Origin of the sequence: Streptomyces sp. NBC_00322, assembly GCF_036147535.1 — a bacterium.
Classification (GTDB): Bacteria; Actinomycetota; Actinomycetes; order Streptomycetales; family Streptomycetaceae; genus Streptomyces.
In genome coordinates this window covers 8,102,830-8,117,826 of sequence record NZ_CP108019.1, presented here as the reverse complement: position 1 = coordinate 8,117,826, position 14,997 = coordinate 8,102,830, and the positions used below count along the sequence as shown (strand labels likewise).

The following is a 14,997-nucleotide window of genomic DNA, read 5'->3' as shown; positions in this document are numbered from 1 at the left end:
CTTCAAGCGGGAGTTGGGTCGCGCGGAGAGGTCTCATTCGGATGCGGCGCGGGGAGGTCTGATGCGGATGGGGCAGGGGATCACCAGGGCCGCCGGTAACCGGTGGTCAGCTTCTCCCCCGTGTGGCGCCACTTCGGCTCCTTGTCCACCGTCTTGGCCGTGATGGACCGCAGCCTGCGGACCACCGTGCCGTACACGCCGCTGGCGGCGCTGGAGATCTTCGCGCCCGGCGGTTCGTCCATGAACGGCATGAACTTGTCCGGGAATCCCGGCATCGTGCAGGCGATGCAGATGCCTCCGACGTTCGGGCAGCCGCCGATCCCGTTCATCCAGCCCCGCTTGGGCACGTTGCACTTGACGACGGGTCCCCAGCAGCCGAGCTTGACGAGACACTTGGGTGAGTCGTACGTCTCGGCGAACTGGCCCTGTTCGTAGTAGCCCGCGCGATCGCACCCCTCGTGCACGGTGGCACCGAACAGCCAGGTCGGCCGGAGCTTGTCGTCCAGCGGGATCATCGGAGCAGAGCCCGCCGCCTGGTAGAGCAGGTAGGTCAGGGTCTCGGAGAAGTTGTCTGGCTGGATCGGACAGCCGGGCACACACACGATCGGGATGCCGGCCTTGGACTTCCAGTCCCAGCCGAGATAGTCGGGCACACCCATCGCGCCGGTCGGGTTGCCCGCCATGGCGTGGATCCCGCCGTAGGTGGCACAGGTTCCGATCGCGACGACAGCCAGTGCCTTGGGCGCGAGCCGGTCGATCCATTCGCTGGTGGTGATCGGCTGGCCGGTTTCGGGGTTGTCGCCGAAGCCGCACCAGTAGCCTTCCGGCTTGATCGACTCGTTGGGGACCGATCCCTCGATCACCAGGACGAACGGGTCGATCTCGCCGCGCTCGCCTTTGAAGAACCATTCGATGAACGTGTCCGCTCCCTCGACCGGACCGCATTCGAAGTCGATCAGGGGCCAGTGGACAGCGATCTTGGGCAGGCCGGGCAGCGCTCCGGTGACGATCTCCTCGATACTCGGCTGCATGGCCGCCGTCAGGGCTACCGAGTCGCCGTCGCAGCTCAGCCCGGCATTGATCCAGAGGATATGGATCGGGGCCGCTTCGTCGGCAGGTCCCCCGGCGGCGTCCGCGTCCTGGGCCGCGGTCGGCGTGGCTGCATTCATCAGGATGCCCCCTCGGGGAGGTATGGCAGGAAAGTCGGCATTTCGGTCTCAGTCTTCTTCGTAGCAGGCATCCGGCTCCGGGGCCGAGTTTTCGGGGTCCGGTTCAGTGACACGGGGCTCGGAGCGGAGCTGATCCGTCACGCGCGCTCCCGGCACCGCAACGCCCAGATGCGGCGGCGTTCGCTGCGGCTTCTCCTTGCGGACAAACGCGCGACGCAACGCGTGGTACGGGGCGGACGGGTCGGAGAAGGTCCGCCGCATGCGGGCCAGCTCCTCCTCCCGGAAGGCGGCGAGCGGCCTGAGGCTCTCCTGGTGGTCCCGTTCGGCCTTCTTCGCGGCGATCCGTTGCTGCACGGCGGGCAGGGAAGCGAGATGCCCGGCGAGCCGGGCGGCCTCTGCGGCGAAGTCCTGTGGAGTGCACTCGACGAGGCGGTCGACGAGGCCCAGTCGCTGCGCGGCCGTCCCGCTGACGGGCAGGGCCTGGCGCATCAGACGCTCGGCCACCGCCGGACCGACTCGGCGAGGCAGCGTGTACGTCCAGAACTCGGAGCCGTACAGCCCCATCAGCCGGTAGTGCGGGTTCAGCACGGTGCCCGCTCTGCACCACACCTCGTCCGCGGCCAGTGCGAGCATCACCCCGCCCGCCGCGGCGCACCCGCCGACGGCGGCGACCACCAGCCGGTCGGTGGTCGTCAGCACGGCCTCGACCAGATCGTCGATGGCGTTGATGTTCGCCCAGGACTCCGCACCGGAATCTTCGGCTGCCTCGATGACATTGAGGTGGATGCCGTTGGAGAAGACCCGGCCGCCGCCGAGGACCAGCACCGACGTAGGGCGCGAGCAGGCCTCGCGATAGGCCGCCAGCAGGCGCCGGCACTGCGTGGTGCTCATCGCGCCGCCGGGGAAGGAGAACGAGAGGAAGCCGACATTGCGCTCCTCGCGGTAGCTGATGTCGGTCCACCCACGCCGCTGACCGTCCGGACGCGACGGCGCGGGGCTCTGTGGCAAGGCGGGCAGCCGGCCGGCGAGCGCCGTGACGGCAGGCAGCCTGAACGTGGGGGGCTGCCCCGGCCCGCGCCGGGCCCGCAGCTCGGGAATCCACACCGCGCCGTCCGTCGTCGCCCGGCAGACGGCTCCGGCCCGGGTCGCAAGAAGGTCGCCGGGATGGCCGCGCAGCTCGTACTCGCGGTGGCCGCCGTGCAAGTACCACTCGCCGCCCAGCAGTTCGTCCAATACGCCCGGCTGCGAGTCCGCGGCCCGCAGCTTGCGGAGAATCGACTCGGTGGACTCCGAAGACCAGTCGATCCGCCGGACACTCTGATCGAGATACGGCCGGGCTCGGCCGGAACCCGCACCGCCTTCGGTCTGCGCCCGCGGGGAGTACGTCCCGGTGGCGAACCGCTCCACCGCCAGCAGCACCGCAGCCACCGCCGCGTCGGACACCTCCCCGCGGTAGAGGTCGCTCTTGGCCACCGGCGGCACCGGGCAGGCGACAGAGGCCCAGACGTCGCCCGCGTCCATCTCCGCGTTGGCCTGCAGGACCGTCACACCCCACTCGCCGACGTCCTCGTGAATCGCCCAGTCGAGGGACGAGGGCCCGCGGTCTCCGACGGGCCCCGGATGGACGACAAGACATGTGTACGCGGACCACACCTCGCGCGGGATCGCCGTCTTCAGCATCGGCGCGACGACGAGCTGAGGCTCATGACGGCGTACGGCGTCCGTCAAGGACTCGCCGTGCACCGCGAGTTCCACCGCCACGCTGTGACCGTCATCCCTCAGTTCGGCGTGGAGGCGCTGCGTGAGGCTGTTGAACGCCGTGGCGACAAGCAGAATGTGCATGGCGGGCCTCCCAGCGGTCGACGTCTCAGGCAGGGGTCTCCCCGGCCGCCTGTGATCGTCGAGTACGCCGGATCGGCCAGGGCGGCGCCGGGCCACGAGGGTCACCCGAAAGCGGACATGGCGACGGCCACCCGGCGGTTCGGTCCCGCCGCATGCGCGGCCCGGCGGCCCGCGCACGACGCTGTCGGGTAGGCACGTCGCATGACTCTTCAGCATCCCGCCGACCGCGGTGGCGACGAGCGCGCCCTGTTCGCCCGGCTGGCGGAGCGGGCATCGAACTTCACCAGCTCACCCGTGTTTTTCGGAGGGTGTCTGGCGTTGGTGGCACTCGTCGCCATCGTCCACGCCCTGAAGCTTTCGGACGAGTGGCTGCTGCTCACCGGAGAATCGATGACTGCCGTCACTCTGCTGCTCCTGGCCCTCCTCAAGAACTCGGAGCGGCGGGCCGAGCATGCGATCCAGCGCAAGCTCGATGCCATCGCCGCAGCGCTGCTGGAGATGCACGAGAACAAACCCGGCCAGGCGTTCGAGGACCTCAGGAAGGCCATCCGTATGGAAGAGGAGACCTGACGGACAGCCAGGATCCGTCCTTGCGCCGGGCATTGGGCGGGACTTGACTGATCCGAGGGAGTTTCGGGGCGGAGGAGACCCATAGGCTGGGCCCGAATGATCACTACCGAGCCCAGAGGAGCCCTTGTGACGCCACCCCTGCAGCAGCCTGTCAGGCACCCAACTCCCCACCGGAGAGCCGCCGTTGTCGCGGCAGGCCTCCCCGCCGCCGTCGTGGCGCTGCTCGCCGCGGCCGCCGGACCCGCGGCGGCCGCTACGACGGGCTCGTCCGGTGTGGGGGACCCGTATTTTCCCCTGGCGGGCAACGGTGGCTACAACGTCCACCACTACGACCTCACCCTCGGATACGACCCGAAGACCCGTCACCTCGAAGGACGCGCTGTCATCACGGCCCGGGCCACCGAGCGGCTGACCCGCTTCGACCTCGACCTGAAGGGACTGAAGGTCACGAGCATCACGGTCAACCACGCGAAGGCGGCCTTCCGCCGCGATGGACAGGAACTCGTGGTCTCCCCGAGGAAACCCCTTCGCAAGGACCAGGAGTTCCGCACCACGGTCACTTACGCGGGCACTCCCGGGCCGGTCACCGATCCGGACGGATCCCTGGACGGGTGGATCCCCACCGATGACGGGGCGTTCGTGGCCGGTGAGCCACAGGGCGCCATGACCTGGTTCCCCGCCAACAACCACCCCAAGGACAAGGCGTCCTACGACTTCGCGATCACCGTCCCCGCGGGGCGCACCGCCGTGTCCAACGGTGTCTTCCGGGGGCAGAAGACGGCCAACGGACGTACCACTTTCCGCTGGCGGCAGTCCGAGCCGATGGCGGCCTACCTCGCCACGGCGACGGTGGGCACGTTCAAGGTCGAGCAGTACACGGCCCCCGGCGGCCTCAAGGTCTTCAACGCCGTCGACCCCCGCGAGGCGGCCGCCTCGGCGCCCGTACTCAAGAAGCTGCCGTCGGTCCTGGCGTGGGAGAGCAAGCTCTTCGGCCCCTACCCCTTCAAGGGCGCGGGAGCCATCGTGGACCGTGCCCCGCAGGCGGGATACGCCCTGGAGACCCAGGCACGGCCGGTGTACGACCGGGCGCCGGACCTCAGCACCCTGGTCCATGAGAGCGCGCACCAGTGGTTCGGGAACTCCGTCTCCCTCACCACTTGGAAGGACATCTGGCTCAACGAGGGCTTCGCGACCTACGCCGAGTGGCTCTACGACGAACAGCACGGCGGCCAGAGCGCACAGAAGACCTTCGACGCCCTCTACGCCAGCCCGGCGAGCAGTGACCTGTGGGCATTCCCGCCCGCCAACCCCGGCAGCGGGGCGCACATCTTCGATGCGCCCGTCTACTCACGCGGGGCGATGGCCCTGCACAAGCTGCGCACGGCGGTCGGCGACAAGACGTTCCTCCGGATCCTGCGCACGTGGGCGTCCGACCACCGCGACGGACACGGAACCACTGCCCAGTTCATCCGCCTGTCGGAGCGGCAGTCCGGCAAGGATCTTGACCAGTTGTTCCACACGTGGATCGGCACGAAGGGCAAGCCGTCCAAGCCGTAGGCGCCACGGCGATGTGACGGGCCCGCTGGAGGCGGCGGCAGCGCTCGGGCGATGCCCGGTCGCCGCTGCCCCAGCGGAAATGCGCCGGTACCGTCCCGCCCGCTCGGGCTTGAACGGGACGGTACCGTCCCGCCCACAGGTACCCTTGAGTCGTGTCCGAAGTCTCCCGACGCACCCCGACCGGCAACGCCCTCTTCCGGCCGCGGATCACCTCCGCCATCACCGAGGCCGTCCTGGAGGAACTGGCCGCGCACGGCTACGCGCGACTGGCGATGGAGGCGGTGGCCAGACGCGCCGGGGTCAGCAAGAGCGCCCTCTACCGCCGCTGGCCGTCCAAACACGACATGGTGATCGCGGTGCTGTCGGAGTTCAGCGTCCCGCTCGCCGACCATCCCGAGGGCGTCTCGCTCCGCGAGGACCTGCAGTGCGTGCTGCAGGCGCTGCACGACTGGCTGACCCATCCCCACATGGCAACGATCCTGCCGGACCTGACCGCCGAGGGCGTGCGCAACCCGGCTCTGGCCGAGGCGATCCGTACCACCATCGGCGAACCGAGCCGCGCACTCGGCACGGTCGTACTGCGGCGGGCCGTCGGGCGCGGCGAACTACCCACCGACCTCGATCTCGAACTCGCCCTCGACCTGCTCGCCGCCCCCGTCTACTGGCGGTTGAGCGTCCGCCACGCGCACCTGGAGCCCGATTACTTCGACCGCCTGGTCGAGCACCTCCTGCGCGCCCTCGACGCCCGGCCCGCGCCGCCGAGCCAGGCGCGCGACAACGCCGTCACATGAAGCCAAGTGCCACCCTTGCGGCCCCTGACCCGAGGAGGTCCGTGATGACGAACAAAGCCCGTCCGACCCTGCATCTACAGCGCATCATGCGCGCACCGCGCGCGGCTGTGTTCCGGGCCCTGACCGAACCACAGGAGCTGGCGAAGTGGTTCGGCCCGGACGGATTCGCCATTCCCCGTGTGGAAAGCGACCTCCGGACCGGCGGCGACTATCGCATCGCCATGCAGCCGGCGGAAGGAGATCTCTTCCACCTGACGGGCCAGTTCCTCGATGTCGACCCGCCGGCTCACCTGTCCTACACCTTCCGGTGGGAGCCCCCCACCCCCGACGACCGGGAGACAGTGGTGACGCTCGCCCTCCACGATCTCGGCTGGACGGCCACGGAGCTGGTCCTCACACAGGGCGACTTCGCCACTGAGGAGCGCTACGCCCTGCACGAGGCAGGCTGGACTCAAGCTCTCGACAAGCTGGAGAGACTGCTGTCGGCAGAAAGACCGGTATAGCACTCGCGAAGGCAAGGGCATCGGTGACGGGTGAATCCCCTAGCCTCCGTTCATGCGTCGGCTACTCAAGTACCGTACGGGGGACCTTGATCACCCGGATGGGGACATACCGCGCGAACAAGTCTCCAAAATATTGGAGACCTTGGGCTGGGTGCCCAAGGAAAGTCCCTTCGCCGCGCCGCGCTGAAGAGCAGTTGAAGGCGACGTGGTCCCCACGAGGCCGCGTTCATGTCCGACTCGGACGCGCTACCCGGCCGCCTCCAGGAGGATCCGCGCCAGCTCGTGCGGCTGGGAGAACATGGGCCAGTGGCCGGTGTCCATGCTGACCAGCCGCCAGTGCTCACTGGTCAGCAGCTCGGCCACGTCGGGGTTCGGTTCGGGGCCGTCGAGCAGGCATTTGATGTACGTCGCCGGAAGCTCGCCGAGCGGGCGTGCCAGCACCGCCGGCTCTGCCAGAGAGGCACCCGGGTGCGGTGTCGAGCCGCCCACGATGCGTGCGATCTGCTCATCCGTGAGCCCCTGGCCGTCGCAGTCTGCCGCGGTCAGCGGTGCCCAGAAGCCGCCGTTCCCGGCGATCGCAGCCTCGAGCTTCGACGGGCCCTCCCACCAGCCGGACACGAACGACTCGCCGTCGGCCGGAACGTTGGAGTCGACGAAGACCACGCGGGCCAGGCGGTCGCCGATCCGCTCGGCGGCCTGACCGACCGGGATACCCGAGTAGCTGTGTCCGACCAGGACGACATCGCGCGGATCGAGGCGTTCGACCTCGTCGACGATGTCCTGGACGTGGGTCTGCTGCCCGGCCGGAACGCCTTGCTTGTCGGCGAGACCGGAGAGCGTCAACGGGTGGGCGCCGTGGCCGGCCGCACGCAGCTCCGGCACCACCTCGTCCCACGCCCACGATCCGAGCCACGCGCCTGCAACGAGTACGAATTCCGTCATGGTGGCAACGTAGCGGAGGGGTCTGACATCCCGGTCCGGGGCGCTTCGACAGATGCGGCCGCGGCTTCAGCGTCGGCGGGCGACGCCTGCGCTGTCCACCACGGACTGCAGGGAACGCAGCGCGAGCAGCAGGACGCCGATGTCGTCGAGAAGCACCGGGTCGGGCAGGAGGTCGACCGGGCTCGCCAGGTAGATCAGGGCGCCCCAGAAGATCACCTTGTTCTCCACCGGAATTCCGGCGTCCCGCAGCCGCCGCCGTGCCCTCACCAGTCTGACCAGGAGCACACCTGACAGCACCACGGTGGCGGCGATCAGTGCCGCGACGACCGCCACCACAACCCACATCTCGGTACGCATGACTGCTCCCGTCTCCTGGAAACAGGCATACCCCACACAACGTCCGGTGTCAGCTACCGAGGATCTTGGCCTTCTGTGCCGCGAATTCCTCTTCGGTCAGTACCCCTTGGGCCTTGAGGTCACCCAGTTGCTTGAGCTGATCCATCTTGGCCGTCATGTCGTCGCCGGGGGGAGGCGGCGGTTCGGCGGGAGGGGGCGCCGCCGCCTGCTCGCTCCCCTGTTGCTGATCCTGCTGTGCCCATCGGCCGCCCTGCCGCCGCGACACACGGTTGGACACCGCGGTGGCGGTTCCGGCGACGACGGCGGTGCGGGCGACACCACGAAGAAGTCCGGGCATGTTCACTCATCTCCCAGGGTGTGCGGGCGCCTTCGGTCCGTGATCCGGCCGGTCAAGAGGTCGCTTCGGTCGCGTCCAGCGAGGCCAGCAGGGCCTGGACGGGGATGCGCCCGCTCGCCACCAACTGCGCACCGCTGCGCCGCATGGCCCGCGCGAAGGGTGCCGCCCAGACGTTCTCGTAGACAAGGATTCCGGCGGAACTGTTCGGCTCCAGCGCGTTCGCGGCCTCTTCGATGTCGTCCTGGCCCAGCAGCCCGGACGAGGCGCCGTCGAAGACGGTCAGATCAACCTCGTCCCCAAAATCCTTCAGGTCCAATGCCGCAACCGAGCCATCGCTGTCCTTACGGATGAAAAGGAGGTCGAGGATACGGATGATGCCGCGCTCGACCAGGTCGACGAGGAGCGGGAGGCCCTCGCCCGTCATTCGGTTGCCGGGGAACTCGACGACCAAGTAGTCGACGGGTCCCATTTGTTCCACGTCATCGCTCATGGCCACTCCTCACGAGCGGTTCGGGGTCCGGGACTCGCCCGCCGCACATGTCCGGCGGCGCTCGCCGCGAGAGACGGCGACGAACGGCCGTTTCAACCATTGCAGCACCCTGCGCAGGGCTTCGCACTTCCGCAGAGTGCCCCACCTCAGACCGCCGAGTGCCGCGCGTCAACTGGTCAGCTCGTAGATGCTGTTCCCGGTCAGCCACAGGCCGAGCAGGAGACAGATCACCACGATCGCCTGTTCCTGGTGGCCTTGCATCCAAGCGCGCAGTTTCATCAGCCGCGCCTGGGCGGCCTCAGGAGCGAACACGACGTACAGCTCGGCGGCCAGCAGGCTCGCGGTGGCCAGGATCGCGAAGCCGAACAGCGCCAGGTACGACGAAAAGTGCGACAGGTCAGCCTCGACGACCGTGGCCGCGCCCGCAGCGACCATGCCCCAGGGCTGCAGGAACACCGCAAGCCCTGCCGCCGCCCACATCGAGCTGCGGTCCATTCGGGAGGTCGTGGAGGCGGACGTCTTGGAGCGGCAGGACGCCGACTCGCGGGCCGATCGCAGGCGCCGCCGCCGACGTTCGCCGTAGAGGACCAGCGCGACGCCGATGGCCAGTTTGACCGCGAGCCCCGCCGTCGAGGGCGAAGATTTGGGCGACGGGGGATCTCCGCCGGTCAGTGTCAGCACCAGAGCCATCACGGCGACGAGACAGGCCAGCCAGGCCAGGATGAAGACCAGCCCTTTCCACACGCCCCTGGTGGACGACACCACCAGGACGAAAGCCATGATCGGCAGTGGGTCGAGCGTGATGGCCAGCGCGATGAGGAGGAGGTCGAGGACCATGGCGCCCCAATCGTGCGGCGATGTCACGAGCCTACGCAATGACCAAGTGAGCGGCACTTTTTGGTCAGCGTGTGCCGCCCTTGCCGAGATGCCGCCGCGTCCCGCGTCCCCCACGCTGGACGCAAGGAAGGAGCAACGCCATGACGCCTATCGGACGGGTGCCGTCGCGGGTGAGGAGCCGGTCGCAGAACCCGGGTGCAGCACCGGTCGGCTGATGCCCCGCAGAGAGCCCGAGGATCTCGGGGCGCAGTCGGGCAAGGGGAGGCAGGGGGAAGGGGGCGTATCGGGCCGCCGCGTCGGCTCGATCTTCCGGCCGTCGTGGTGGCGGGTCCGGTCCCAGGAGCTGGTCACCAGCGCGAAGTGGCTGCACAAGCAGGCCGAGGCACGCTTCCCGGTCATCACCCATCTCGCCGCTCGTATGGTGTCGGTGAACATCTTCGACTCCGCCACCCGGCTGGCGGCGCAGTGCTTCCTGACCGCGGTCCCGCTGCTCTTCGTCGTCGGAGCCTTCGCCCCGGAGGCCGTACGCAACCAGCTCATCAGCTCCCTACGCGCGGTCTTCGGGCTCAGCGGCGCCGCGAACGAGGAGCTGGCGAAGGTGTATCAGTCCAGCACCAACAGCCTGCGCGAGGCCACCGGTGTGGTGGGGGCACTGTTGCTGCTGCTTTCCACGACCGCCGTCAGCCGGGCGATGCAGCGGCTGTGCAAGCGTGCCTGGGAGCTGCCGAGGACGGGCACCAGGATCGCCGCCTGGCGGTGGCTGGCATGGATCGGCGTCTGGCTGGCCGTCCTGATCGTGCAGGCGCCGCTGCGCAACGGCTTCGGCGCAGGGCTGTGGCTCGGCATCCCGGTCACCGTCGTGTCCCAGACCGGGCTGTGGTGGTGGAGCCAGCACCTCCTGCTCGGCGGCCTGATCCGCTGGCCGCCCCTCCTGCCGGGTGCCTTCCTCACGGCGATCGGCGTGACCGGTCTGTCGGTCGCGGCGCAGTACTACATGCCACGGGCGCTCAATCGCGCGCTGTCCGAGTACGGCTCGGTCGGCACCGTCTTCGTCATCCTCTCGTGGCTCATCGTGGTCTGCGTGGCGATCGCCATGGGCATCACCGTGGGAGCCGTAGCGGCCCAGCAACCGCTCCTGGCCCGTCACCTGCGCAGTCCGCGTTCCGCCATGCAGAAGAGCGGGCATGCCTGAGGCAGACCGACGGCACCGCCCGGAAGCCTGTCGGCGCGTACGCCGTGTCGGGCGGGTCGGCTGTCGGGAGGCGCAAAAGAGTCACCGGCCGTGACCCTCTGGCCCTGATAGGGGGTTCCATGACGGACGATCGAACGCGCGGGGGCTGCAGCCCGTCCCGCCGCGCCCGGCCACCGCGCGCAGCAGTCCATGTGCCGGCGGTGCCATGAGCGGCGGCGCGTGGACGGACGTGGCGGTGGCATCCGTCACCGCCGGTTACGCACTGTGCTCACGACGACTCTCCTCCACTCCCGTCAGCCCTGCGATGGTGTTCACCGGCTTCGGGGTGCTCATCGGCCCGGTGGGGCTCGATCTGCTCGATCTGGAGCACGACGCCGGCCCTGTGCTGACGCTGATCGAGGTCGCCCTGACACTGGTCCTGTTCACCGACGCGATGGCCCTGCGCCCACAGGACCTGCGCGGCGGTGGGTTTCTCCCCGCCCGCCTCCTCGCCTTCGGACTGCCCCTGACCATCGGGGCGGGCTGGCTGCTGGCCTGGCCCCTGCTGCCGGGTCTGACGGCATGGGAACTCGCCCTGGTCGCCGCCGTCCTCGCCCCCACCGACGCCGCTCTGGGCAAACAGGCCATCGTCAACCCTCGCGTCCCGGCACTCGTACGGCACGGGCTCAACGCCGAGAGCGGCCTCAACGACGGCATGGTGCTGCCGTTCTTCGTCCTCTTCCTCGCAGCGCTGCCCGGGACGACGGCATCGGAGGAGGGAACGGCAGGGATCTTCTGGCGCGCGCTGGTCCTCAGTACCGCACTGGGCCTGGCTGTCGGGTGGTGCAGCGGGCGGCTGCTCCAAGGGGCGCGTGCCAGAGGGTGGGTAAGTGCCGCGTGGCGGCAGATATTCGTCCTGGCCGTCGCCGCGGGTTCGTACGCGCTGGCAGTCGTCACGGAGGGCAGCGGCTTCATCGCCGCTTGGGTCGCGGGCTTCGCCTTCTCTGCCGCTCTGCGCAACCGAACGTCACAGGGACAGTCGTACGAAGAGGAAAGCGCGGACCGTCCTGCCGACTTCGTCGAGAACCTTGCCGAGCTGCTGACCGCGCTGTGCTTCCTGGTCTTCGGCGCGGTACTCCTCGGACCGGCTGTGGAGCATCTGAGTTGGCGGATCGTCGCCTATGCGGTGCTCAGCCTCACGGTGATCAGGATGCTGCCGGTCGCCCTCGCGCTGATGGGGAGCAGGCTGCGACCGCCCACGGTGGCGTACATCGGCTGGTTCGGTCCGCGCGGTCTCGCCTCCATCGTGTTCGGGCTCCTGGTGGTGGAGGAACACGTCCCGGGGAGCGAGCTGCTGGGTAACGTTGTCGCCATCACCGTCGGTCTCAGCATTCTCCTGCACGGTATGTCGGCGGTCGCCATCGCCCACCGCTACGGAACGTGGCACTCGGCAGCGGCGGCCGGATCGGTGAAGCTGCGGGAAGATACGCCGGCACCGGCCACGCGCCGCAGGAACAGGCCTCCCGACAAGCCTGAACCATAGGGCCGAGGGTGGACGCGGCAGTCCGGCAGCCCGGCAGTCGGCGCATCTCGGACCGTCATCCGGAACGGGCGAAGAGACCACCCGTGGAAGGTGATGCGTCGGGCGCCTCGCAGCGGTGCAATGAGCCACAGCCGGCGGCGGGAGGGTGCATGGAGATCGTGGCCGGGTCGCGCAGCGCCCGGGCGAGACGTTGGCTCTCTCGTTCGGCGATTGCCGCTGGGGCCGCGGCCGTACTCGTGCTGGTGGTGTTCGCGGGACTGAAGAGCGTGGCCCTGGTGGCCCTGGGGCTTGGCGGACTGGGCCTGAGCGTGGCCTGCGCGTGGTGGGCACTGACCCGCCGCGGACTCGGCAGGATTCTCGCGTTCGTGGTGGGGGCGGCCGCGCCGGTGGCCGTGCTCGTGCTGTACGTGCTGTCCGACCTGCTGTGGGTGGTCATCGTTTCCCTCGCGCTGTGCGCGGCGGCGGGCTCCGCCGGGCGGGCCGCCCTCAGGTCCCCGAAGCCCGCGCCCACTCCTGAATTCCGGGCTCCGCCGCCGAAGCGTCCGTTCCTGATCATGAACCCCTGGTCGGGCGGGGGAAAGGTGGAGAAGTTCCGCCTCAAGGAAAAGGCCGAGGCACTGGGCGCCGATGTCCTGGTGCTGGAGGCGGGCCCTCCACAGGATGTCTCCGAGCTCGCGCGCCGGGCCATCGGCGATGGCGCCGACCTGCTCGGCGTCGCTGCCGGCGACGGCACACAGGCCCAGGTCGCAGCGGTCGCTGCGGAACAGGACATTCCCTTCCTGGTCCTCCCGGCAGGAACGCGCAACCACTTCGCCCTGGATCTGGGCCTCGACCGGGACGACCCGTCGACATCCCTCGACGCACTCACCGACGGCGTGGAACTCCTTGTCGACCTTGGCTTCATCGGAGAGCTCGCCTTCGTCAACAACGCCTCCTTCGGCACGTACGCGGCAGTGGTGCAGAGCCCCGCCTACCGCAACGACAAGGTGCGCACCATCCTGCGGATGATTCCGGACCTGCTCACCCACCGCAGCGGCCCCCGCCTGGTCCTGCGCGCCGCCGACGAGGCAACCGGCGAGCACGAGGCCGTACTCGAGCCCCAGGCCGTACTGGTCAGCAACAACCCGTACCGGGTGGGCGATCCCGCCGGACTGGGGCGCCGGGACCGGCTGGACTCCGGCAACCTCGGCGTCCTGGGCATCAAGGTCGACAGCGCGGCGCAAGCAGCCGACATGCTCCGCGGCAAACATGCGCGCGGACTCACTGTGCTGACCGTCCGTGAGGTGGTCGTCGACGCGGACGAGCCCGAAGTCCAGGTCGGCGTGGACGGCGAGGCGCTCACCCTGCCGACGCCCGTCCGCTGCCGGATCCAGCCGCGGGCCCTGCGCGTCCGGGTTCCGCGCGACCGCCCCGGCGTGCCCCCGACGAGGCCGCCGATGGACTGGCGGCGGCTGGGGAAGCTCGCGATGGGCAAGAGCTGAGGCCCCGCCAGGCTGCCGGGTGCCTGAAGGCAGGGCGTGCGCAGGGGAGTTCAGTAACATCGGGCGATGCATCCTCCTCGGCTGATCGCCACCGATCTCGACGGCACCCTCCTGCGCAGTGGCGGAGTTCTCTCGGAGCGCACGATTCGCGCCCTGCGTGGCGCGGTCGACGCCGGCACGGAGGTCGTCCTCGTCACCGCCCGGCCACCGCGCTTCGTCGACATGCTCACCACTGCGAGCGGGCTGGTCGGAACGGCGGTATGCAGCAACGGTGCCCTCGTCTACGACGCCACGGCGCGCACCGTCGTGGAAACACGAGCCCTGTCCGTAGCCGCCGCCCGCCACGTGGCCACCGCGCTGTCGGAAGCCGCACCCGGACTGGGCTTCGCCGTGGAAACCGGCCATCAGGTCCTGTATGAACCGGGGTTCGGGCTGCGATTCCCCGGAGCCGCCGACACCGAGATCCCCGTGGCGTCCCTGCCGGACCTGTGGCTGACCGATGTCCCCATCACCAAGCTGCTCGCCTGGTCGGCGCAGCTCGACGCGGACTTCCTGCTCGCAGCCGCGGAGGCTTCGGCGGGCGGAGTGGCACAGTTCACCCACTCGGGCGGGGCGGGACTGCTGGAGATCAGCGCGCCGGGTGTCAGCAAAGCAAGCACCCTCGCCGCACTGTGCGCCGCGCGGGGAATCGACGCCACGGACGTGGTCGCGTTCGGCGACATGCCCAACGACCTGACATTCCTGCAATGGGCAGGCACCGGCTACGCCATGGCCAACGCACATCCGGCAGTACTCGCGGCGGTGCCGCGGCGCACCGCGTCGAACGAGGAGGACGGGGTGGCGGTCGTCCTCGAACAGCTCTTCAGCAACGCTTGAACCTAGGCCCTGTCCGGGTGGCCGCCGCCACCGTTCTCGTTCTCCCCGCACCAGGCGCGGTACGCGGCCACCGCCGTGGGCAGGGTGGGAAAGATCCGGTCCTCGCCCACGGACCGGGTGAGCCCGTACGCCTCCAGTTCGTCGCGATGGGGCCCGTACCGCGCGTCAGCGCAGGTGCCGCTCCCAGTCCGCGGGCACCGCGCCCTGGGGGCCCGGTGTCGGCTGTCTCGTCGGATGCGAGGTGGGGGGAGCCAACTCCGGCCCCTCGTAGTACTCCTGTGTGTTCACGTTCCAGAACCAGCTTTCCCCCGGCTCGAAACTGGTGATGAACGGGTGCCCCACCTGCTTCGCGTGCTTCGTTCCGTGCTGTGAGGGCGACGAGTCGCAGCAGCCGATGTGTCCGCATTCAGCGCACCGCCGCAGGTGGAACCACCAGCCTGGACCGTCACCGGCCAGACACTCGACGCACCCGTCACCGCTCGGCCTGGCTGCGAGGTCGATGCCCGGAATCTGGTCGTGTGCCATCTCTTC

At 69.4% G+C, this 14,997-nt stretch carries 16 protein-coding genes; 8 read left to right on the top strand and 8 right to left on the bottom strand.

Features of this window, described 5'->3' with window-relative positions; all coding sequences use genetic code 11:
• Nucleotides 1–80 precede the first annotated feature (80 nt).
• Nucleotides 81–1,169, bottom strand: coding sequence for a hydrogenase expression protein HypE (locus tag OG905_RS37015; RefSeq protein WP_328681426.1), 1,089 nt, complete (start codon nucleotides 1,167–1,169; stop codon nucleotides 81–83).
• A gap of 48 nt (nucleotides 1,170–1,217) precedes the next feature.
• The gene (locus OG905_RS37010; protein ID WP_328681424.1) at nucleotides 1,218–3,011 is read right to left on the bottom strand and encodes an enoyl-CoA hydratase-related protein; all 1,794 of its coding nucleotides are present in this window, start codon (nucleotides 3,009–3,011) and stop codon (nucleotides 1,218–1,220) included.
• Nucleotides 3,012–3,212: 201 nt separating this feature from the next.
• Here OG905_RS37010 and OG905_RS37005 point away from each other — a divergent pair, with 201 nt between their 5' ends.
• The 4 genes from OG905_RS37005 (at nucleotide 3,213) to OG905_RS36990 (ending at nucleotide 6,432) form a co-directional block, all read left to right on the top strand.
• Nucleotides 3,213–3,581 carry a low affinity iron permease family protein gene (locus OG905_RS37005; RefSeq protein ID WP_328681423.1) on the top strand — a complete coding sequence of 123 codons (369 nt, stop codon included), beginning with the start codon at nucleotides 3,213–3,215 and terminating at the stop codon, nucleotides 3,579–3,581.
• 126 nt (nucleotides 3,582–3,707) lie between these two features.
• Nucleotides 3,708–5,138: a M1 family metallopeptidase gene (locus tag OG905_RS37000; protein ID WP_443044035.1), complete on the top strand. Its 1,431-nt coding sequence runs from the start codon at nucleotides 3,708–3,710 to the stop codon at nucleotides 5,136–5,138.
• Between the two features lie 152 nt (nucleotides 5,139–5,290).
• Nucleotides 5,291–5,929 carry a TetR/AcrR family transcriptional regulator gene (locus OG905_RS36995; protein ID WP_328681421.1) on the top strand — a complete coding sequence of 213 codons (639 nt, stop codon included), beginning with the start codon at nucleotides 5,291–5,293 and terminating at the stop codon, nucleotides 5,927–5,929.
• Between the two features lie 44 nt (nucleotides 5,930–5,973).
• Nucleotides 5,974–6,432 (top strand): SRPBCC family protein, encoded by a 459-nt coding sequence (locus tag OG905_RS36990; protein WP_328681419.1) that lies wholly within the window; start codon nucleotides 5,974–5,976, stop codon nucleotides 6,430–6,432.
• Nucleotides 6,433–6,678: 246 nt separating this feature from the next.
• Here the strand turns inward: OG905_RS36990 and OG905_RS36985 are convergent, their stop codons facing one another.
• The 5 genes from OG905_RS36985 to OG905_RS36965 all read right to left on the bottom strand — a co-directional run bounded on the left by OG905_RS36985 (nucleotide 6,679) and on the right by OG905_RS36965 (nucleotide 9,395).
• Nucleotides 6,679–7,374 carry an alpha/beta fold hydrolase gene (locus OG905_RS36985; RefSeq protein ID WP_328681418.1) on the bottom strand — a complete coding sequence of 232 codons (696 nt, stop codon included), beginning with the start codon at nucleotides 7,372–7,374 and terminating at the stop codon, nucleotides 6,679–6,681.
• Nucleotides 7,375–7,440: 66 nt separating this feature from the next.
• Entirely contained in the window at nucleotides 7,441–7,731 is a 291-nt protein-coding gene (locus OG905_RS36980; RefSeq protein ID WP_328681415.1) for a YkvA family protein, read from the bottom strand.
• Between the two features lie 49 nt (nucleotides 7,732–7,780).
• A complete protein-coding gene (locus OG905_RS36975; RefSeq protein WP_328681413.1) occupies nucleotides 7,781–8,068 on the bottom strand; it encodes an SHOCT domain-containing protein in 288 nt (95 codons plus the stop codon).
• 52 nt (nucleotides 8,069–8,120) lie between these two features.
• Nucleotides 8,121–8,558, bottom strand: a complete 438-nt coding sequence (locus OG905_RS36970; RefSeq protein ID WP_328681411.1) for a DUF6325 family protein — start codon at nucleotides 8,556–8,558, stop codon at nucleotides 8,121–8,123.
• Nucleotides 8,559–8,726: 168 nt separating this feature from the next.
• Nucleotides 8,727–9,395, bottom strand: coding sequence for a GAP family protein (locus tag OG905_RS36965; RefSeq protein WP_328682800.1), 669 nt, complete (start codon nucleotides 9,393–9,395; stop codon nucleotides 8,727–8,729).
• Between the two features lie 214 nt (nucleotides 9,396–9,609).
• Between OG905_RS36965 and OG905_RS36960 the strand changes: the two genes are divergently transcribed.
• The 4 genes from OG905_RS36960 (at nucleotide 9,610) to OG905_RS36945 (ending at nucleotide 14,466) form a co-directional block, all read left to right on the top strand.
• Complete coding sequence (locus tag OG905_RS36960; protein ID WP_328681409.1) at nucleotides 9,610–10,587, top strand: YhjD/YihY/BrkB family envelope integrity protein; 978 nt, start codon at nucleotides 9,610–9,612, stop codon at nucleotides 10,585–10,587.
• Nucleotides 10,588–10,792: 205 nt separating this feature from the next.
• Nucleotides 10,793–12,109 carry a cation:proton antiporter gene (locus tag OG905_RS36955; RefSeq protein ID WP_328681407.1) on the top strand — a complete coding sequence of 439 codons (1,317 nt, stop codon included), beginning with the start codon at nucleotides 10,793–10,795 and terminating at the stop codon, nucleotides 12,107–12,109.
• Between the two features lie 149 nt (nucleotides 12,110–12,258).
• Nucleotides 12,259–13,590: a diacylglycerol/lipid kinase family protein gene (locus OG905_RS36950; protein WP_328681406.1), complete on the top strand. Its 1,332-nt coding sequence runs from the start codon at nucleotides 12,259–12,261 to the stop codon at nucleotides 13,588–13,590.
• Nucleotides 13,591–13,656: 66 nt separating this feature from the next.
• Nucleotides 13,657–14,466 carry a Cof-type HAD-IIB family hydrolase gene (locus OG905_RS36945; protein WP_328681405.1) on the top strand — a complete coding sequence of 270 codons (810 nt, stop codon included), beginning with the start codon at nucleotides 13,657–13,659 and terminating at the stop codon, nucleotides 14,464–14,466.
• Nucleotides 14,467–14,631: 165 nt separating this feature from the next.
• On the opposite strand, the gene OG905_RS36940 is transcribed toward OG905_RS36945, so the two are convergent.
• Nucleotides 14,632–14,991 carry a UBP-type zinc finger domain-containing protein gene (locus OG905_RS36940; RefSeq protein WP_328681404.1) on the bottom strand — a complete coding sequence of 120 codons (360 nt, stop codon included), beginning with the start codon at nucleotides 14,989–14,991 and terminating at the stop codon, nucleotides 14,632–14,634.
• Nucleotides 14,992–14,997 lie beyond the last annotated feature (6 nt).